General features: G+C 70.9%; 14 protein-coding genes. 13 read left to right on the forward strand and 1 reads right to left on the reverse strand.

What is annotated here, in order from left to right; genetic code table 11:
• From ACFONC_RS11205 to tkt, 10 genes are all read left to right on the forward strand, one after another.
• Window positions 1-534: a pilus assembly protein PilP gene (locus ACFONC_RS11205; RefSeq protein ID WP_386744072.1), complete on the forward strand. Its 534-nt coding sequence runs from the start codon at window positions 1-3 to the stop codon at window positions 532-534.
• Window positions 535-547: 13 nt separating this feature from the next.
• A complete protein-coding gene (locus ACFONC_RS11210; RefSeq protein WP_386744074.1) occupies window positions 548-2509 on the forward strand; it encodes a type IV pilus secretin PilQ in 1962 nt (653 codons plus the stop codon).
• Between the two features lie 148 nt (window positions 2510-2657).
• A complete protein-coding gene (locus ACFONC_RS11215; protein WP_386744076.1) occupies window positions 2658-3650 on the forward strand; it encodes an AAA family ATPase in 993 nt (330 codons plus the stop codon).
• A gap of 178 nt (window positions 3651-3828) precedes the next feature.
• Window positions 3829-4719, forward strand: a complete 891-nt coding sequence (locus tag ACFONC_RS11220; RefSeq protein ID WP_386744078.1) for a DUF58 domain-containing protein — start codon at window positions 3829-3831, stop codon at window positions 4717-4719.
• Window positions 4719-5186 (forward strand): DUF4381 family protein, encoded by a 468-nt coding sequence (locus tag ACFONC_RS11225; protein ID WP_386744651.1) that lies wholly within the window; start codon window positions 4719-4721, stop codon window positions 5184-5186. The genes ACFONC_RS11220 and ACFONC_RS11225 overlap by 1 nt, the downstream gene beginning before the upstream one ends.
• Before the next feature lie 94 nt (window positions 5187-5280).
• A complete protein-coding gene (locus ACFONC_RS11230) occupies window positions 5281-6309 on the forward strand; it encodes a vWA domain-containing protein (protein ID WP_386744080.1) in 1029 nt (342 codons plus the stop codon).
• Window positions 6306-8108, forward strand: a complete 1803-nt coding sequence (locus ACFONC_RS11235) for a VWA domain-containing protein (RefSeq protein ID WP_386744082.1) — start codon at window positions 6306-6308, stop codon at window positions 8106-8108. Before ACFONC_RS11230 ends, ACFONC_RS11235 begins: the two co-directional genes overlap by 4 nt.
• Window positions 8108-9760: a BatD family protein gene (locus ACFONC_RS11240; RefSeq protein WP_386744084.1), complete on the forward strand. Its 1653-nt coding sequence runs from the start codon at window positions 8108-8110 to the stop codon at window positions 9758-9760. The genes ACFONC_RS11235 and ACFONC_RS11240 overlap by 1 nt, the downstream gene beginning before the upstream one ends.
• Before the next feature lie 163 nt (window positions 9761-9923).
• Window positions 9924-11306: a dicarboxylate/amino acid:cation symporter gene (locus ACFONC_RS11245; RefSeq protein ID WP_386744086.1), complete on the forward strand. Its 1383-nt coding sequence runs from the start codon at window positions 9924-9926 to the stop codon at window positions 11304-11306.
• A gap of 490 nt (window positions 11307-11796) precedes the next feature.
• Window positions 11797-13788: a transketolase gene (gene tkt / locus ACFONC_RS11250; RefSeq protein ID WP_386744087.1), complete on the forward strand. Its 1992-nt coding sequence runs from the start codon at window positions 11797-11799 to the stop codon at window positions 13786-13788.
• Between the two features lie 165 nt (window positions 13789-13953).
• Here tkt and ACFONC_RS11255 read toward each other — a convergent pair whose 3' ends face one another.
• Window positions 13954-15912 carry an acetyl-CoA hydrolase/transferase C-terminal domain-containing protein gene (locus ACFONC_RS11255; RefSeq protein WP_386744089.1) on the reverse strand — a complete coding sequence of 653 codons (1959 nt, stop codon included), beginning with the start codon at window positions 15910-15912 and terminating at the stop codon, window positions 13954-13956.
• Window positions 15913-16127: 215 nt separating this feature from the next.
• Here ACFONC_RS11255 and ACFONC_RS11260 point away from each other — a divergent pair, with 215 nt between their 5' ends.
• The 3 genes from ACFONC_RS11260 to ACFONC_RS11270 are packed head-to-tail and all read left to right on the forward strand — an operon-like array spanning window position 16128 to window position 18559.
• Window positions 16128-16499 (forward strand): BlaI/MecI/CopY family transcriptional regulator, encoded by a 372-nt coding sequence (locus tag ACFONC_RS11260; protein ID WP_386744091.1) that lies wholly within the window; start codon window positions 16128-16130, stop codon window positions 16497-16499.
• On the forward strand, window positions 16486-17994 hold the full coding sequence (locus ACFONC_RS11265) for a TonB family protein (RefSeq protein ID WP_386744092.1): 1509 nt from the start codon (window positions 16486-16488) through the stop codon (window positions 17992-17994). Before ACFONC_RS11260 ends, ACFONC_RS11265 begins: the two co-directional genes overlap by 14 nt.
• A 4-nt stretch (window positions 17995-17998) precedes the next feature.
• Window positions 17999-18559, forward strand: a complete 561-nt coding sequence (locus ACFONC_RS11270; protein ID WP_386744093.1) for a hypothetical protein — start codon at window positions 17999-18001, stop codon at window positions 18557-18559.
• The last annotated feature ends 76 nt before the right edge of the window (window positions 18560-18635 follow it).

Consider the following 18635-nt stretch of genomic DNA (forward strand, 5'->3'; position numbering starts at 1 on the left):
ATGTCGAACAACCTCATCCGCGGCATGCTCGCATTCGCCCTCGCCCTCGCGCTCGGCGCCTGCGGGCGCAGCGTCACCAGCGGCCCGGAACCGGCCTCGAACCTCGAAGAGTGGGTCGCCAACGTCAAGGCCAGGCCGGCCCCGCCGCTCGATCCGTTGCCGGTGATGCAGCAGTTCGAGACGTTCGAGTACGCGGCCCAGGGCATGCGCGACCCGTTCAGCGACGCCTTCACGTCGAAGGACACGGGCAGCGGCCCGCGGCCCGATTCGCATCGTCGCAAGCAGACGCTGGAGCAGTTCCCGCTCGACAGCCTCGACATGGTCGGCACGATTGGCCGCGGTGGCGGCATGGTCGGGCTGGTGGTGGCGCCCGACAAGGTCGTCTACCGGATCCACCCGGGCGTCTACATGGGGCAGAACGACGGTCGCGTGACGGCCGTCCATGAAGATCGCATTGAACTCGTCGAACTTGTGCCGGATGGCGCGGGCGGCTGGCTGGAAAGGCCGGCGTCGGTTGCGCTCGAAGACAATTGATAGGGGAAGCAAGATGACCGTTACCCAAGCGCAACACCTGCCCAAGAGCCGACGCGCCATGCCGCTGCGGGCCGGCATGGTCGGCCTCGTCGCAGGGCTGGTCTCGGCCTTCGGCGCCGTGCACGCCCAACCCGCCGCGGCGGCTTCGTACTTCGCGATCGCGCAGTCCGCCGCCCCCGCCGCGGTCGACCCCGCCAAGCAGGTTGCGGGCGGGCTGGCCGTCTCCAGCATCGACTTCAAGCGCGGCGACGGCGGCTCCGGCAAGCTGATCATGCGTTTCAGCGGCGACGGTGCCGTGCCCGACATGCGCAAGCAGGGCTCGGACGTGGTCATCAACGTCGGCAATGCGAGCATCTCGCCCGCGCTGCAGCGCCCGCTCAACGTCACCGACTTCGCCACCCCGGTGCAGCGCATCGACGCGAGCGCGTCCGGCGCGGGATCGCAGATCGTGCTCAGCACCGACGGGCCGTTCGAGTCGATGGCCTACCAGACCGGCCGCGACTACATCGTCGAGATCGTGCCGCGCGCCGCCACGGCCAAGCGTGCAGTGGGTGCGCCGCAGTCCGCCGCGAGCACCGTCGTCGATCCGCTGGAGCCGAAGTACTCGGGCAAGCCGGTGACCTTCGACTTCCAGAACATCGCCGTGCGCACGGTGCTGAAGCTGATCGCCGACGAATCCAACCTCAACATCGTCGCCTCCGACTCGGTCGTGGGCGACGTGACCCTGCGCCTGGACAACGTGCCGTGGGACCAGGCGCTGGACATCGTGCTGCAGGCCAAGGGCCTGGACAAGCGCCGCAGCGGCAACGTCATCTGGGTGGCGCCGCAGGTCGAGATCGCCAAGTACGAGCAGGACAAGGCCGACGCGCGCATCGCGATCGAGGAGCGCGCCGAGATGGTGACCGAGTACATCCCGGTCAACTACGGCAGCGCCGAGGACATCGCCAAGCTGCTGACCGAGGAAAGCAAGAGCAGCATGGGCTCCGGCGGCGGCGCGGGCGGCGGTGGCAACAGCCGCATCCAGAGCCGCGGTTTCCTGTCCTCGCGTGGCAGCATCAGCTTCGACCGCCGCACCAATACCCTGCTGGTGATCGACATCCCCGAGCGCGTGTCCAACATCAAGAACCTGGTGATGCAGCTCGACCGCCCGGTCGACCAGGTGGTGATCGAGGCACGCATCGTGATCGCGACCGAATCGTTCGCGCGCGAGCTGGGCGCCAAGTTCGGCATCAACGGCGCGACCGGCAAGCCGGGCGACCGCAGCTCGCTCGGGTTCGGCGGCACCGTCGCCGACTCCAGCAACAACGCCCAGGAGCGCGGCAACAACGTCGGTCCGGGCAACCCGCGCGGCTACAGCGATGCCTACAGCCAGGGCCTGAACGTCAACCTGCCGGCGACGCTCGCCGGGGCCGGCTCGTTCGCACTGTCGATCCTCAACGCCGGCTACCTGCTCGACATCGAGCTGTCGGCGCTGCAGACCGAGGGCCGCGGCGAGGTCATCTCCAACCCGCGCGTGGTGACCAGCAACCAGAAGGAAGCGGTGATCACCCAGGGTCGCGAGATCGGCTACGTCACGGTGACCGGCGGCCAGAGCAACAACGTGCCGACCGTGCAGTTCAAGGAAGCGTTGCTGCAACTGAAGGTCACTCCGACCATCACCAACGATGGCCGCGTGTTCCTCAACATGTTCGTGACCAAGAACGAGCAGGACGGGGAGGTGGACCTGGGCGACTTCGGCTACGTGCCCACCATCGCCCGCCGCGAGGTCAACACGGCCGTGCTGGTGGACGACGGCCAGACCGTGGTGATCGGCGGGGTTTACGAGTTCACCGACAGGAACAGCGTGTCCAAGATCCCGTTCCTCGGCGACATCCCGTTCCTCGGCAACCTGTTCAAGAACAGGTCGCGCGACAGGCAGAAGGCCGAGCTGCTGGTGTTCGTGACGCCGAAGATCCTGCGGGTGGCGCAGCGCTGAGGCCTGCCGGCAGGATTGCGGACCAACGGGGCCTTCGGGCCCCGTTTCCGTTTTCGTGGAGAAATCCTGAACGGCGCCCGGAACCACGCCGCCGCACTTGGGTCAAACTGCACCCGACGCCATCCGGGCGCCGCCGCACGGTCGATCCATGGACACCCCCAGCCACGACACCTCCCGCTTGCACGGCCTGTTCACCGCCCTGCGCGAGGATCTCTCGACGCAGATCGTCGGCCAGGCCGCGCTGGTCGAGCGCCTGCTGATCGCGCTGCTGGCGGACGGGCACCTGCTGGTCGAGGGTGCGCCCGGGCTGGCCAAGACCACGGCCATCCGCGCGCTGGCGTCGCGGGTGGAGGCGGATTTCGCGCGCGTCCAGTTCACTCCCGACCTGCTGCCGGCCGACCTGACCGGCACCGAAGTCTGGCGCCCGCAGGACGGGCGCTTCGAGTTCCAGCCTGGCCCGATCTTCCACTCGGTGCTGCTGGCCGACGAGATCAACCGCGCGCCGGCCAAGGTGCAGTCGGCCCTGCTCGAGGCAATGGGCGAGCGGCAGGTCACCGTCGGCCGGCAGACCTATGCGCTGCCGTCGCTGTTCCTGGTGATGGCGACGCAGAATCCGATCGAACAGGAGGGCACCTTCCCGCTGCCCGAGGCGCAGCTCGACCGCTTCCTGATGTACGTACGCATCGGCTACCCGGCCGCCGACGCCGAGGGCGAGATCCTGCGGCTGGCGCGCGAACGCGCCAGGAAAGGGCTGCAGGTCGAAGCGGCAGCGGCCGAGCCGATCTCGCAGGACGACGTGTTCGCCGCGCGCGCCGCGGTGCTCGACCTGCACCTGGCCCCGCAGCTGGAGCGCTACCTGATCGAACTCGTGCTCGCCTCGCGCGATGCATCGCGCTACGACCCGGCGCTGGCGCGCCGCATCAGCTGGGGCGCCAGCCCGCGCGGCTCGATCGCGCTCGAACGCTGCGCCCGCGCGCGCGCCTGGCTGGCGGGGCGCGATTTCGTGACCCCGGACGACGTCCGCGCGATCGCACCCGACGTGCTGCGCCATCGCGTGCTGCCCAGCTATGAGGCGACCGCTGAGGGCTGGGACGGCGACAGGCTGGTGGCCGAGCTGCTCGACAAGGTGCCGCTGCCATGAAAAGCCGAGATTCGGGATTCGGGATTCGGGATTCGGGAAAGAGCCAAGCCGTAGGTCGGGGCTACGCCCCCGACGCCGCGCCAAGCTTCGCCTGCCTGCGATCACGCGACCGGAGAACCGGGCGGTACACGCATGGTTCCGATTCGCGGCGTCGGGGGCGTAGCCCCGACCTACGGTGATGGGCGACGGCATCGTTCCCACGCTTGCCGAACTGGTCACCCTGCGCGCCGCCGCGCAGGGCCGGCGGCCGCCGCGGCGCGGGCGCCACGGGGTAAGCGGCCAGGCACCGTCGCCGCTGCGCGGGCGCGGGATGGAGTACGCGGAGTCGCGCGAGTACGCGATCGGCGACGACGCGCGCCACATCGACTGGCGCCTCACCGCGCGCAGTGGCAAGCCGCACACCAAGCTGTTCCAGGCCGAGCGTGAGCGGCTGACGCTACTCGTGGCCGACACCGCGCCGGCGCTGTACTTCGGCACGCGCGTGCGCTTCAAGTCGGTGCAGGCCGCGCGCGCGGGCGCGGTCGCCGCCTGGGCCGCGGTGCGTGATGGCGACCGCATCGCGGCGCTGCGCGGGAGCACCTCGGAACCCCCGGTGCCGCCCGCGGCCGGACCGCGCGGCGCGCTGCGCGTGCTCGACGCGCTGGTGCGCTGGTACTCGCAGCCGCCCGCGGACGATGGCGGCCTGGCGCTGGCGCTCGACCATGCCGGCCGGCTGCTGCGCCCGGGTTCGCGGATGGTGGTGCTGGCTGACGCTGCGAGCGTCGCCGCCGTGCCCGCCTCGCGCTGGCCGGCGCTGTCGATGCACGGCGAAGTGATCGTGCTGCTGCTCGGCGACCCGCTCGAGCGCGACCCGCCGCGCGCGCCGTTGCCGTTCGCCACCCCGACGCACCGGGTGGAGCTCGACCTCGGCGTCGCCGCGCAGCGCCAGCGCTGGCGGCAGGAGTTCGTCGCTCCGGTCGATGCCGCATTGGCGACATTGCCGCCGCGCGGCGTGCGCGTGCACCTGCTGTCCAGCGATGCACCCAGCGAGTCGTGGCTGCCCTCGTTCGCCGTGTCGAGGGTGGCGTGATGGCGCTGCAGGAGTTGCCGTTGCGCGACATCCACCAGCCACCGGCGCCGCCGTGGTGGCCGCCGGCGCCGGGCTGGTGGTGGCTGGCGGCGGTGGTGCTGGTGCTGCTGGCGTTCGCCGCGTGGTGGTGGTTGCGCGCAAGGCGAAGGCGCGCGGCGATCGTGCGCCTGTTCGACGAACGCATGCGCGCGGCGGCTACGCCGGTCGAGCGTGTCGCGGCGATGTCCGAGCTGCTGCGCCGCGCTGCGCGCCGTCGCGATCCTGCGGCCGATCGTCTGCAGGGCGATGTCTGGCTGGTCTTCCTCGACAACGCGAAGGCGACGGGCGCGCCGCGGAATTTTTCCGAAGGCGCAGGGCGCGTGCTGCTCGAAGGCGGCTTCCGTCGTGAAGTGGACGCCGCGGATGCCGACGCATTGCTGCCGCTGGCGCGCGAGCGCTATCTCGAACTGATGGCGGTGCGCCGGTGAAGCGCCTGCCGCCAACGCAGATGCGGGAGCGGCAGGCGCCGCGATGCAAAGGAATCGCCGGATCAGGGCCACTCCCGCGACGGTTGCCACGCCCATGACCGCGATCTGGCCAAGCTTTGCCGGCTTCGCCTGGCCGTGGCTGCTGTTGGCGCTGCCGCTGCCGTGGCTGGTGCGGCGCCTGCTGCCCGCCGCGCGCAGCGCATCGGCTGCGCTCAAGGTGCCGTACGGCACGCGGCTGGACGCGATCGCAGGCGGCAGCGGCCTGGCGCGCGGCGGCCGCGCATCGTGGTGGCTGTGGCTGGCGTGGCTGCTGCTGTGCGTGGCGGCGGCGCGTCCGCAGCAGCTGGGCGAAGCGGTGCAGCCGCCGCAGGCCGGGCGCGACCTGATGCTGGCCGTCGACCTGTCCGGCAGCATGGGCGAAGAGGACATGACCCTCGGCAACGCCATCGTCGATCGCCTCACCGCCGCCAAGGCGGTGATCGCCGATTTCCTCGACCGCCGCGCCGGCGACCGCGTCGGCCTGCTCGTCTTCGGCCAGAAGGCCTACGCCCTGGCGCCGCTGACCCTGGACCGCGAAAGCGTGCGCCAGCAGCTGCGCGACAGCGTGGTCGGCCTTGCCGGGCGCGAAACCGCGATCGGCGACGCCATCGGCCTGGCCGTCAAGCGCCTGCGCGCGCAGCCGGCCGGGCAGCGCGTACTCATCCTGCTCACCGACGGCGTCAGCAACGCCGGCCAGCTCGACCCGGTCAAGGCGGCGGAACTGGCGCGCGACAACGGCGTGCGCGTGCATACCATCGCGTTCGGCGGCGAGGGCGGCGACATGTCCGTGTTCGGCTTCCGCATGCCGATGCCCGGCGGCGGCGACAGCATGGACGAGGCCACGCTCAAGCGCATCGCCGACATCACCGGCGGGCGCGCCTTCCGTGCGCGCGACACCGCCGAGCTGGCCGGCATCTACGCGGAAATCGACCGTCTCGAACCGGTGCAGCGCCCGGGCGAAAGCGTGCGCCCGCGGCTGGAGCGGTATCCGTGGCCGCTGGCGACGGCGCTGCTGTGCTGGCTGCTGGGCTTCCTGCTGCCGCGCGGCATGCGATTGCCGCTGCGCACGAGGAGCGTGGCGTGAACCCGCAGGCGCTCGCGCAGGCATTCGAGGCGCTGCATTTCCTGCGCCCGCACTGGCTGTGGGCGCTGCTGGCGTTGCCGTTGCTCGCATGGGCCTGGCGCCAGCGCAGGCTGCGGCGCAGCGCGTGGCGCGGCGCGGTCGATGCGCACCTGCTGCCGCACCTGCTCGACCGCAGCGAAGGCCGGCGCGGCATCGCGGCGCTGTGCGTGCTGCTGCTCGGCTTCGCCATCGCGGTGCTGGCGATGGCTGGGCCGAGTTGGCGCCAGGGCGAGCAACCGTTGTTGCAGGGCGAGGCGCCGCTGGTGGTGGTGCTCGACATGTCGAGCGCGATGCTCGCCAACGATCTGCCGCCCTCGCGCCTGCTGCAGGTGCGCGCCAAGCTGGCGACGCTGCTGCAACAGCGCAGCGGCGGGCAGGTCGGGCTGGTGGTGTTCGCCGACGACGCCTACACCGTTGCGCCACTCACGCGCGACGCGGCCAACGTGGCGCTGTTCCTCGATTCGCTCGGCCCTGACGTGATGCCGGTCGACGGCAGCAACCCGGCCAGCGGCATCGAACAGGCGGTGCGGTTGCTCAGGCAGGCGGGATTCACCCGGGGCGACATCCTGCTGATCGGCAACCAGGGCGACGCGCGTGCACGCGGCGCCGCTGCCGATGCGAAGCGCGCCGGCTATCGCGTATCCGTGCTGGGGCTGGGTACGCCGGCCGGTGCCGCCTATCGTACGGGGCAGGGCACGATCACCCACACGCGCCTGGACGCAGCGTCGCTGCGCGCGCTCGCCGGCGCCGGTGGCGGACGCTACGAAATGCTGTCCGCCGGAACCGGCGATCTTGCCGCGCTCGGCGTGCTCGACGCATCGGCGGGCGGGCAGGATGTCGCAGCGGGCAAGGCTGCGACTTGGCGCGACGACGGCTACTGGCTGCTGCTGCCGCTGATGCTGCTGGGGCTGTTTGCGTTCCGGCGCGGCGGCGGCATCGCGGCGCTGCTGCTGTGCGCCTGCCTGCCGTGGCAGCAGGTGCTGGCGGCCGAAGACGGAACACTCTGGCGCCGCGGCGACCAGGTGCGGCATGAGCGCATGCAGGAAGGCGCTGATGCATATCGTCGCAAGGATTACGCTGCCGCCACTGATGCCTGGCAGGCGCTGCCCGGCGCCGATGCGGCCTACAACCGAGGCAATGCGCTGGCGCGTGCCGGCCGCTACGAAGACGCCATCCAGGCCTACGACCAGGCGCTGGCACAGCAGCCGGGCATGGCCGACGCAATCGCCAACCGCAAGCTGGTCGAGGCGGCGATGAAGCGCAAGCCGCCGCCTTCACAGCAGTCCGGAGGTCGCGGCGACGAGCAGCAAAACCCGGACAGCGGCAAGCCGAACGATGATGCGTCAAATCCGGACGGGAAGTCCGGCCAGCAGCCGCCGTCATCCTCCGAGTCCGGGTCGCGCGAATCGCAGGACAAGCCCGACCAGGGAAAGCCACGCAACCCCGGCGACGAACAGCAACCGCCGTCGCAACCTGATTCGCCACCGCAACCGGCCGACGCCGACGCCCAGCGCAAGGCCGACGCCGAGCAGCGCGCGCGCATGCAGCAGGCGCTGGACAAAGCACAGGCGGAGGGCGAACGCGCCGACGACGGCAAGCCGCGGGCCGGCGAGCAGGCGGCCGCGCAAAGCGCCGCCGAACGCGAGAAGCAGCGCGCCAACGAAGCCTGGCTGCGACGCGTGCCCGACGACCCCGGCGGCCTGCTGCGCGCCAAGTTCCGGCTCGAACACGAGCGCCGCCAGAAAACCGGAGAACGCTGATGCCACGCTGGTGCATATCGCTGGCCTGCCTGCTGCTGCTGTCTGCCAGCTTCGCCGCGCAGGCGCAGGTGCGGGCCTGGATCGATCGCGACCAGGTCGCGCTCGGCGAAACCCTGACCCTCAACGTCGAGACCAGCAACGCGGGCTCCGAAGCGCCCGACTGGTCGCCGCTGGAGAAGGATTTCGTCGTCAGCGGCAACAGCAGCAGCCGGCAGGTGGAGATCGTCAACGGACGCGCCAGCACGCGGATGCTGTTCGCCGTCGCCCTGCAGCCCAGGCGCGAAGGCCTGCTGACGGTGCCGGCGCTGGAGGTGGGCGGCCAGCAGACGCAGCCGCTGTCGCTGACCGTCACCGAAGCGCCGCCGCCCGCGCGCGCCGGCAGCGCGGCCTTCATCGAGGCGCAGATCGACGACGAGGACCCCTACGTGCAGCAGTCGGTGGGCTACACGCTGCGGCTGTACTACGCCACGCCGCTGGTCTCCGGGCAGCTGGACCAGGCCGCGCCCGACGGCGCCTCGCTGCAGCGCGTCGGCAGCGACCTGCAGTACACGCGCCTGGTCGGCGGCAAGCGCTATACGGTGGTCGAGCGCCGCTTCCTGCTGGTTCCCGAGCGCAGCGGACCGCTGACCATCCCCGGTGCACGCTTCAGCGGGCGCGGCAGCGGCGGTTTCTTCGACGACATGTTCGGCGATGGCTCGCGCGAGCTGAGTGCCAACGGCGCGCCGCGCTTCATCACCGTGCGCCCGGTCCCGGCAAAGGCGCCGCAACCATGGCTGCCGCTGCGCGGCCTCGGGCTGCGCTACCTGGCCACGCCGCAGCATGCGCGTGCTGGCGAAGCGGCGACGGTCACCATCGAGGCGCGCGCGGACGGCGCGACGGCGGCGCAGTTCCCGGAGATCGAGCTGCCGTCGATCGACGGCGCACAGGTGTTCGCCGAGCCCGCGCAGACCGACGAGACCTTCGAGAACGGCCGGCCAAGCGTCACGGTGACGCGCAAGTTCTCGATCGTGCCCTCGCGCAGCGGTGCGCTGCGCATCCCCGGCCCGCGCATCGCATGGTGGGACGTGCGCGCGGCCGTCGCGCGCACCGCGTCGCTGCCGGACCTGCAGCTGCAGGTGGGGCCCGGCGTTCCGGGTGGCAATGCGCCGGGTGCGCAGCCGGGTGCTGCGGGCAGCGAAGTCACCGACGGAGACGGCGGCGCCGTGCGCGTGCCTGGCGCGTCCGGCGATGCGCGGGCCTGGGCCTGGGCCACGGCCGGCTTCGCGCTGCTGTGGCTGGCTACGCTGGCGTGGGCACTGCAGCGCAGGCCGCAGGCGGCACCGCAGCACGACAAACGCGCCGAACCACCGAAATCCGGAGCAGGCCTGCGCGACCTGAAGCGCGTGCTCGACAACGGCGATTTCGGCGAGGTTGCCGAAGTGCTGTGCGCGATGGCCGACCCGCCCGCGGCAGACCTCGACGCCGTGCGCGAGCGCCTCGCCGATGACGCGCAGCGCGACGCCGTCGCGCAGCTGCAGCGCGCGCGATGGGGCGATGGCGATGGCCCGGCCGCGCGCGCCGGGCTGCGTGCGGCGTTTGCCGGCGGCCCGCGCTGGCACGAGCAGGGCAAGGTCGACACTCCGCCGCTGCCCCCGCTGTATCCGCAGCGGTGACGGCGTTCCGCGGCGCGCCGGAGCCGTCGTGCCGCATGCGCGCGGCATCGCTCCGCAGTACGGTCGATTCCATCGAAATGGCGTCGGTCGCCGTGCCTGCGGCTGGCCGCCTGCCCCGGTTTGCTAAGCTCCGGACCTTCCCGCGCGCGAGCGAACCACGCCCATGACCGAACCGACCACGCCCGCCAGGGCGGCCATGCCGCTGCACTGGAAGATCGGCATCGGCTTCTTCCTCGGCCTCGTCCTTGGCCTGATCGTGTACTACACGGGGCTGCATGGATGGACGCCCGTCGACCTGGGCTCCGCCGCCTGCGTGGCCGGCGAGCCTGCGTGGTACTGCCGCCCGGTGGTGGAGGTGATCGTGCACGGGATCACCCGGCCGTTCGGCCAGCTGTTCCTGTCGCTGATCTTCATGCTGATCGTGCCGCTGCTGTTCTCGGCGCTGGTGACGGGCGTGACCGAGATGGGCGACATCCGCTCGCTAGGCCGCATCGGCTGGCGCACGCTGGGCTACACCATCCTGCTGTCGGGCATCGCGGTGGTGCTGGGCCTGGTGATGGTGGACGTGTTCGAGCCCGGCGCCGGCGTGGACCCGGTGCTCGCGCAGCAGCTGCTCAGCGAGGGCGCCGAGCGCGCGCAGGCCATCGTGCAGGACAGCCAGGGCCAGGCCAGCGGCCTGGACATGCTGCTGTCGATCGTGCCGGACAACGTCGTCGGCGCAGCGTCGAGCAATGCCTCGATCCTGGCGCTGATGTTCTTCGCGCTGATGTTCGGCGTGGGCATTGTGGTCAGCAAGACGACGCCGGCGATCGAGACGCTGCGCCGCGGCATCGAGGGCCTGTTCGAGGTCTCGATGACCCTGATCGGGCTGGTCATCAAGCTGGCGCCGTACGCGGTGTTCTGCTTCATGTTCAACCTTGCCGTGCTGTTCGGCTGGGAGCTGCTGGTGCGGCTGGGCGCGTACGTGGCGGTGGTGTTCGGGGCGCTGGTGCTGCATACGCTCGTGACGTACTCGCTGGCGCTGAAGTTCATCGGCGGCTACTCGCCGGTGCGGTTCTTCAAGGGCGTGCAGGAGGCGATGCTGATGGCCTTCTCCACGGCGTCGAGCAATGCTACGTTGCCGACCGCGCTGCGGGTGGCGGACGAAGAGCTGGGCCTGCCCAGGCGCGTGTCGCGCTTCGTGCTGACCATCGGCGCCACCGCCAACCAGAACGGCACCGCGCTGTTCGAGGGCGTGACGGTGATCTTCCTCGCCCAATTCTTCGGCGTGGAGCTGACGATCGGCCAGCAGGTGATGGTGATGCTGGTGTGCATCCTCGGTGGCATCGGCACCGCCGGCGTGCCCTCGGGCTCGCTGCCGGTGGTGGCGCTGATCTGCGCGATGGTGGGCGTGCCGCCGGAAGGCATCGGCCTGATCCTGGGCGTGAACCATTTCCTCGACATGTCGCGCACCGTGGTCAACGTCACCGGCGACCTGGGCATCGCGGCGATGGTGTCGAAGGGCGAGCCGGAAACCACGGCGCTGGACGAACCGGCAAGCGCGTAGCCCCACTTCGCCCCCTTTGCAAAAGGGGGCAGGCCGGCGCGCAGCGCCAGACGGGGGATTTGCTTTTGACTTTGCCAACGCAGGCCAAGGCCAGGAGCAAATCCCCCGCTGCGCTTCGCTCCGCCGCCCCCTTTTCCAAAGGGGGCTTGAACTGCCAAGGCCGATGATGGTGATGCTGGTGTGCATCCTCGGCGGCATCGGCACCGCCGGCGTGCCGTCCGGCTCGCTGCCAGTGGTCGCGCTGATCTGCGCGTCGACTTCGCCCCCTTTGCAAAAGGGGGCAGGCCGGCGCATAGCGCCGGACGGGGGATTTGCTCTTGACGTTGCTTGCGCAGGGCAAGGCTAGGAGCAAATCCCCCGCTACGCTTCGCTCCGCTGCCCCCTCTCCAAAGGGGGCTCAATCCGGCCCCGGGCTTTTTGCTTCCTCCGGGAGGCGTGGGACAATGTGCCGCCCGCGAATCGCCGGGCGCCGCCTTCCGTGACTGCCCCCATGACGACGCCCAGCCGCCGCGATCTCGCCAACGCCATCCGTTTCCTCGCCATCGACGCCGTGCAGGCCGCCAACTCCGGCCACCCGGGCATGCCGATGGGCATGGCCGACATCGCCGAGGTGCTCTGGAACGACTACCTGGGCCACAACCCCAACAACCCGAAGTGGTTCAACCGCGACCGCTTCGTGCTCTCCAACGGCCACGGTTCGATGCTGCAGTACGCGCTGCTGCACCTGTCGGGCTACGACCTGCCGATCGAGCAGATCAGGAACTTCCGCCAGCTGGGGTCGCTGACGCCGGGCCATCCCGAGAACTTCGTCACCCCGGGCGTGGAGACCACCACCGGCCCGCTCGGCCAGGGCTTCGCCAACGCCGTGGGCATGGCGCTGGCGGAAAAGCTGCTGGCGCAGCGCTTCAACCGCCCGGAATTCAACATCGTCGACCATCGCACCTGGGTGTTCATGGGCGACGGCTGCATGATGGAAGGCATCTCGCACGAGGCCGCCTCGCTCGCCGGCACGCTGGGCCTGGGCAAGCTGGTCGCGTTCTGGGACGACAACCACATCTCGATCGACGGCGAGGTCGAGGGCTGGTTCACCGACGACACGCCGGCGCGCTTCGAGGCCTACGGCTGGCGCGTGGTCCGCGACGTCGACGGCCATGACGCCGACGCGGTCAAGGCGGCGATCGATCAGGCCATGGCGCACGACGACAAGCCGGTGCTGATCTGCTGCCGCACCACGATCGGCTTCGGCTCGCCCAACAAGGCCGGCAAGGAGTCCTCGCACGGCGCCGCGCTGGGCAAGGACGAGGTGGAGGCCACGCGCAAGGCGCTGGGCTGGGACTACGGCCCGTTCGAAATCCCGCAGCACATCCGCGACGGCTGGCGCGCCGGCAACGCGGGCCTGGTGCGCGAGGAGCAGTGGAACCGGATGTTCGACCAGTACGCCGCGCGCCACCCGGCGCTGGCCGAGGAACTGGTGCGCCGCTCGCACGCCGAACTGCCGGAAGATTTCGCCGCCGAAGCCGATGCCTACATCGCCAAGCTGCAGGCCGACGGCCCCAAGGTCGCCTCGCGCAAGGCCTCGCAGATGGCGATCGAGGCGTTCGCGCCGCACCTGCCGGAGCTGATCGGCGGCTCGGCCGACCTGGCCGGCTCCAACCTGACGTTGTGGAGCGGCAGCAAGACGGTGGTTGGTGACAGCCCCAACGCCAACTACATCTACTTCGGCGTGCGCGAATTCGCGATGACCGCGATCAGCAACGGCCTTGCCGTGCACGGTGGCTTCATTCCCTATGACGCCACGTTCCTCGTGTTCAGCGACTACGCGCGCAACGCCGTGCGCATGAGCGCGCTGATGGGCGCGCACGCGATCCACGTCTATACCCACGACTCGATCGGCCTGGGCGAGGACGGTCCCACGCATCAGCCGGTCGAACATCTGGCGAGCCTGCGCTACATCCCCGGCAACGACGTCTGGCGTCCCTGCGATGCGGTGGAATCGGCGGTGTGCTGGCGCGCGGCGATCGAGCGCCGCGACGGCCCGAGTTGCCTGGTGTTCTCGCGCCAGGGCCTCGCCCACCAGCCGCGCAGCGACGCACAGGTGGCCGACATCGCGCGCGGCGGCTACGTGCTGAAGGACAGCAACGGCGCGCCGGAACTGATCCTGATCGCGACCGGTTCGGAGGTGGACCTGGCGATGCAGGCGGCCGCGCAACTTGGAGACAAGGTGCGCGTGGTGTCGATGCCGTCGACCGACGTGTTCGACCGCCAGCCGGCGGAGTATCGCGAAGCGGTGCTGCCGAATGCCTGTCGCAAGCGCGTTGCCATCGAGGCGGGCGTCACCGACTTCTGGCGCAAGTACGTGGGCCTGGACGGCGCGGTGGTCGGCATCGACACCTTCGGCGCCAGCGCGCCGATCGAAGACCTGATGCCGCACTTCGGTTTCACGGTCGAGCACGTGGTCGAGGCGGAGCGTTCCCTGAAATAGCGTAGGGCGGGTCTTGACCCGCCGCCCGGCATCGCGCATCGCGCCATTCCATTGCCCAACCATCATGCGGCGGGTCAAGACCCGCCCTACGGCTGGACCGGGTTTCGTAGGAGCGGCGGAAGCTGCGATGCTTTCCCGGCGGCACCATCGCGGCTTCCGCCGCTCCTACGAATTCGCGGGGGGCTGCGTCTTCGCCAGCGCGAGCCGCAGCAACCGCGCCTGCAGCCATTCGCCAGCACCCTTTGGCGCCGACAACTCCATCCGCGCCAGTGCCGCGTCGTCGCGTGCGCCGGGTGACAGCAGCGCCGCGGTCACCGTGCGGGCCTTGCCGCCGGCGTTGCCGGTGCGCGCCTTCAGCCAGCCCAGCGCCTTGAGCAGGCGCTGCTCGACGTCGGTGAAATCGCTGCCCAGCGGATAGTCGGGCAGGGTGCCGTCGGCGCGGAACGGGGCCAGGGCCTCGCGCAGGCGTGCGGGCGTGTTGCGCGACCACGCCTCCGGTGCCACGAAGTCGCGCCGCAGCTTGCGGTCGCGCTTCGCCGCCTCGATGAGCCCGCGCTGGTGGCGCGCGTCGGCGATGCCGGCCATCGCGATCACGCAGTCCTCGTCGTTCCTGCCGCGCAGGTCGGCGATGCCGTACTCGTTGATGTACACATCGCGCAGGTGGCGCGGGATGGTGCAGTGGCCGTAGTTCCAGCGGATGTTCGAGCCGGCGCCGTCGCCTGCCTCGCGCGTGGCGCGCAGCAGCAGCACCGAACGCGCGTCCGGCAGCGCATGCGCCATCGCCACGAAGTTGTACTGGCCGCCCACGCCGGACACCACGCGCCCGTCGTCGAGCCCGTCCGACACCGCTGCGCCCAGCGCGGTCGCCATCATGCAGGTGTTGAAGAAGCGCGCCTCGCGCCGCTGCGCGCGTTCGAGCATTTCGTTGCCGCCGTAGAGCTGGTTCACCTCGCCCACGCGGCACATGCCGATGCCGCGGCGGGTGTCGTCGTCCAGGTCGCGCAGCCAGTCGTAGAAGTCCTGCGAGCCGAGGTAGAACGCGCCGTGCAGGAACTGGCCGTCGCGCGCGACCAGTTCGCGGTCCAGCTCGCTGGCCGTGCCGTCGTCCATGCGCTGCATCAGCGGCAGCTTGTCGACCACGCGCCGCCGCATCACGCCGCGTTCGACCAGCAGCTTGAAACCCTCGTTGACCATCTCGCTGCAGCCGTACAGGCCCTGCTCGAAGGGGCCGAGGCCACCGCTGGCGACGACTGCGGGGTGCCGTTCGAGCTCCGGGTCCAGCGCCGCCAGCACGCGCCGGTAGGCCGCGTTGTCCTCGTGGCGCAGTACCAGCGCGTGGCACAGCGCGTCCGACAGCGCGCCGATTCCGACCTGCAGCGTGCCGCCGTCGCGCACCAGCGCGCTGGCGTACAGGCCGATCGCGTGCTCCGCATCGCCCACGGGCTGGCGCGGCAGCGCGAACAGCTTCGGGTACGGTGCCGGCGGCGCGACGACGATGTCGAAGAAATCCAGCGGCACCGCCGCCGTGCCGCCCAGCCACGGCAGCAGCGGGTCGATTTCGGCCACCAGCAGCGGCCGCGGCAAGCCCGCTCCGGCCAGGGCGTCGATCGCGTCGAAGGTCAGGTCGGTGTTGGACGACAGCGATAGCTGCGTGCCCTCGGCGTTCGCGGCGACCTTCTGCACGACGCAGTTGAGCCCGCGATCGACCAGCGCGCGCGCCACGTGGGTGTAGTTGAGGCTGGCGTAGTGCCGCTGCGCCTGCGACGAGCCCAGCAGCGCGCCGGACTGCAGGTAGAACTCCTCGACCGTGACGTTGGCCGGCAGCGCGTCGCGCTTCTGCGCGGCCACGTAGTCCAGCCGCGGGAAGTCCTCGCCGAAGTGGCGCGCCACGAACGGGCCGAGGAAGCGGCCTTCCAGCCCCTTGCCGGGCGATGGCGGGTCCAGCGACAGCGCGGTGTACAGCGCCAGCGTGCGCGCGGGGTCGCGTTCGACGCGCCCGTACAGCGCATTGAGCAGGCGGTGCGGCTTGCCGAGGCCCAGGGGCGCGCCCACGGCCAGCGGCCCGGGGATGCGCGCGAGGATGTGGTCGACGGCCAGGTCCAGCGAATCGATGAATTCGGTCATCGCGGCAGGGTACGGAGGGAGGCGTTAAGGGGTGGAGTGGGGGCCGCCGTCGACGGCGCGTATCCCCACAGCGTAGGGCGGGTCTTGACCCGCCACTGCCGCCAACCGCCATCACTGCCCGCTGCCCGCATTGCCGGGCGGCGGGTCAAGACCCGCCCTACTTGACACTGCCAATATTTACGCGTGTAATCGATAAAAATTACAGGTGTAAACACATGCCCGTCAGCGACGCCGAAGCCCAGGTCATGCAGGTCCTGTGGGATCGCCATCCCCGCAGCGCCGACGAAGTGGTCGCCGCGCTCGCGGGCAGCACCGACTGGGCGGAGCCGACGGTCAAGACCCTGCTCAACCGGTTGCTCAACAAGGGCGCGATCGATGCCGTCCGCGACGGCCGCCGCTACCTCTACTCGCCGGTACTCACGCGCGAGGCGTGGGTGGCGCAGCAGAGCGAGGGCCTGCTCGAACGCCTGTTCGGCGGCCGCGTGGCGCCGCTGGTGGCGCACTTCAGCGAGCGGGGCCGGCTGAGCGAGGCCGACGTTGCCGAACTGCGCAAGCTGCTCGGGGAGATCGACGATGACGCAGGCTGAACTGTTCCGCTGGCTGGTCGAGAGCACCTGCGCCAGCAGCGCCGCGATCGTGCTGGTGCTGGTGCTGCGCCGGCCGTTGCGCTCGGCCTTCGGCGCCAACGCTGCCTACCTGCTGTGGCTGCTGCCGCCGCTGGCGGTGCTGGCCGCGTCGCTGCCGGCGCGGGTGGTGCGGGTGGTGGTGTCGGAGGCGGCGGGCAATGTCGGGGTCGGCAGGGTCGGTGCGGGCATGCCGCTGGACACGACGACCCCCGCGGTCGGGTGGCTGCTGCCGGCCTGGTTCGCGGGCGTCGCCGGGTTCGCCCTGTGGCAGTTCGCGGTGCAGCGGCGTTTCCGGCGCAGCCTCGGCGCCCTGCGCATGGGCGCCGACGGCCACCTGCGCGCCGAAGCCAGCGCGGGCCTGCCGGCGGTAGTCGGGCTGCGTGCACGGATCGTGCTGCCGGCCGATTTCGAGGCCCGCTACGGCGACGACGAACGCGCGCTGATCCTCGCCCACGAACGCATCCACCTCGCCCGCCGCGACGTGCTCGGCAACGCACTGCTTGCGGCGCTGCGCTGCGCGTACTGGTTCAACCCGCTGGCCTGGCTCGCCGCCGACCGCTTCCGCCGCGACCAGGAACTGGCCTGCGACGAAACCGTCGTCGCCCGCCACCCGCGCGCGCGCCGCGTCTACGGCGAAGCGATGGTCAAGACGCAACTGTCGGCGATGCCGGCGCCCCTGGCCTGCCATTGGTTCGGCGGCCATCCACTCAAGGAGAGAATCGCCATGCTCAAGCGTCCCGTTCCTGGTCCGCGCCGCATATTCGCCGGCCTTGCCACCGCCGCGGTGGTGGTGGCCGGTGCGTCCTATGCCGTCTGGACGATGCGTCCGGCCACCAGGGTCATTGCGGGTGGAGACACATCGTCGCCGGCGGCCGGAGCGTCGACGATCGCGCTGTCCGCCGTGGACCGGCCGGTGCGCGAGATCGCGCTGGAGGCCGCCGAACGCGCCGGCATCCGCGTGCTCAATCCGCAGGCGCTGGCGGAGAAGCCGGTGACGATGGAGTTCAGCAGCGTCAGCATCGAGACGGTGATGAAGATCGCCGCTGAGGAGTCCGGCCTCGTTGCCAGCTTCGACGGCGGCAACGTGTCGTTCCTGGCCTCCACCGAAGCGATCGCCCGGGGCAAGACGTCCACCGTGGCGGACGCCGGTGCGTCGGTCGACATCCGCTCGAAGAACCTGGCGCCGCCGAAGTATCCGGCCGAAGCCGTCGCCGCGAAGATCACCGGCAAGGTCGTGGTGATCGTCGATGTCGCCGCCGACGGCAGCGTGTCGGGCGTGCGGGTGGAGAAGTCGCAGCCGGCCGGCGTGTTCGACGAGGCGACGCTGGAGGCGGTCAGGAAGTGGACATTCGAACCGGCGATCAAGGATGGCCGGCCGGTCGCCGGTCGCGTGCGCGTGCCGGTGGATTTCGCAATGGACGCGCCGGCCAGCGCGCCGGCCGGCGGCAAGGCCTGATCCGATGCATGCCTGCGGTGCCGGCGCGCGGACGCTGGCGGGCCTGGTCCTGGCTGCCGTCGCGACGGGCTGCGCGACCCGCAGCAGCAGCGTCGACCACCGCATGCTGCTGCCGCAGGGTGGCGATCGCGTCGAGCTTGAGTCGCGGGAGCTGTTCGTGATGCCGGTTGCGCTGGCGTCGCCGGAGCCGGTGTTCCCCGCGGCCGCGGCCGGATCGGTCGAGGTGGAAGTCTGCGCCGAGATCTGGCTGTCGGCCGACGGCGACGTGACCCGGGTGGCGCCGTTCCATGCCACGCCCGAATGCGCGCAGGGCGCCGATCCGGCGGTGCGCGACTACGCGCAGGCGGTGGATGCGGCGTTGCGGCGCTGGGAGTTCACGCCGGCGATGATCTGCGAGTTCCCGCCGGAGCTGCTGGCCATGCGGGACGAGGGTGACTGCCGGGGTCCCGAAATCACGGTGCGGCGCGTGCCGGTGCGGTTGAACTATGCGTTCACTTTCAGCAGCCGTGGCGGGACGCGTCGGGTGGGGGTGGCGAGGCAGCGGGCGTCGGATGGTGTGGAGTAGCGCCGGATTCCCGGGAAAAATGGGCCCCATTCTCCCGCTTGCCGTAGGTCGGGGCTACGTCCCCGACGCGCTTTTC

The organism is Luteimonas soli, from assembly GCF_042648865.1.
GTDB lineage: Bacteria > Pseudomonadota > Gammaproteobacteria > Xanthomonadales > Xanthomonadaceae > Luteimonas > Luteimonas soli.

Bases quoted from the DNA above. Each gene is read 5' to 3' on its own strand.
- ACFONC_RS11205 (WP_386744072.1), top strand. From the start codon at position 1: ATGTCGAACAACCTCATCCGCGGCATGCTCGCATTCGCCCTCGCCCTC.
- ACFONC_RS11210 (WP_386744074.1), top strand. From the start codon at position 548: ATGACCGTTACCCAAGCGCAACACCTGCCCAAGAGCCGACGCGCCATG.
- ACFONC_RS11215 (WP_386744076.1), top strand. From the start codon at position 2,658: ATGGACACCCCCAGCCACGACACCTCCCGCTTGCACGGCCTGTTCACC.
- ACFONC_RS11220 (WP_386744078.1), top strand. From the start codon at position 3,829: ATGGGCGACGGCATCGTTCCCACGCTTGCCGAACTGGTCACCCTGCGC.
- ACFONC_RS11225 (WP_386744651.1), top strand. From the start codon at position 4,719: ATGGCGCTGCAGGAGTTGCCGTTGCGCGACATCCACCAGCCACCGGCG.
- ACFONC_RS11230 (WP_386744080.1), top strand. From the start codon at position 5,281: ATGACCGCGATCTGGCCAAGCTTTGCCGGCTTCGCCTGGCCGTGGCTG.
- ACFONC_RS11240 (WP_386744084.1), top strand. From the start codon at position 8,108: ATGCCACGCTGGTGCATATCGCTGGCCTGCCTGCTGCTGCTGTCTGCC.
- ACFONC_RS11245 (WP_386744086.1), top strand. From the start codon at position 9,924: ATGACCGAACCGACCACGCCCGCCAGGGCGGCCATGCCGCTGCACTGG.
- tkt (WP_386744087.1), top strand. From the start codon at position 11,797: ATGACGACGCCCAGCCGCCGCGATCTCGCCAACGCCATCCGTTTCCTC.
- ACFONC_RS11255 (WP_386744089.1), bottom strand. From the start codon at position 15,912: ATGACCGAATTCATCGATTCGCTGGACCTGGCCGTCGACCACATCCTC.
- ACFONC_RS11260 (WP_386744091.1), top strand. From the start codon at position 16,128: ATGCCCGTCAGCGACGCCGAAGCCCAGGTCATGCAGGTCCTGTGGGAT.
- ACFONC_RS11265 (WP_386744092.1), top strand. From the start codon at position 16,486: ATGACGCAGGCTGAACTGTTCCGCTGGCTGGTCGAGAGCACCTGCGCC.
- ACFONC_RS11270 (WP_386744093.1), top strand. From the start codon at position 17,999: ATGCATGCCTGCGGTGCCGGCGCGCGGACGCTGGCGGGCCTGGTCCTG.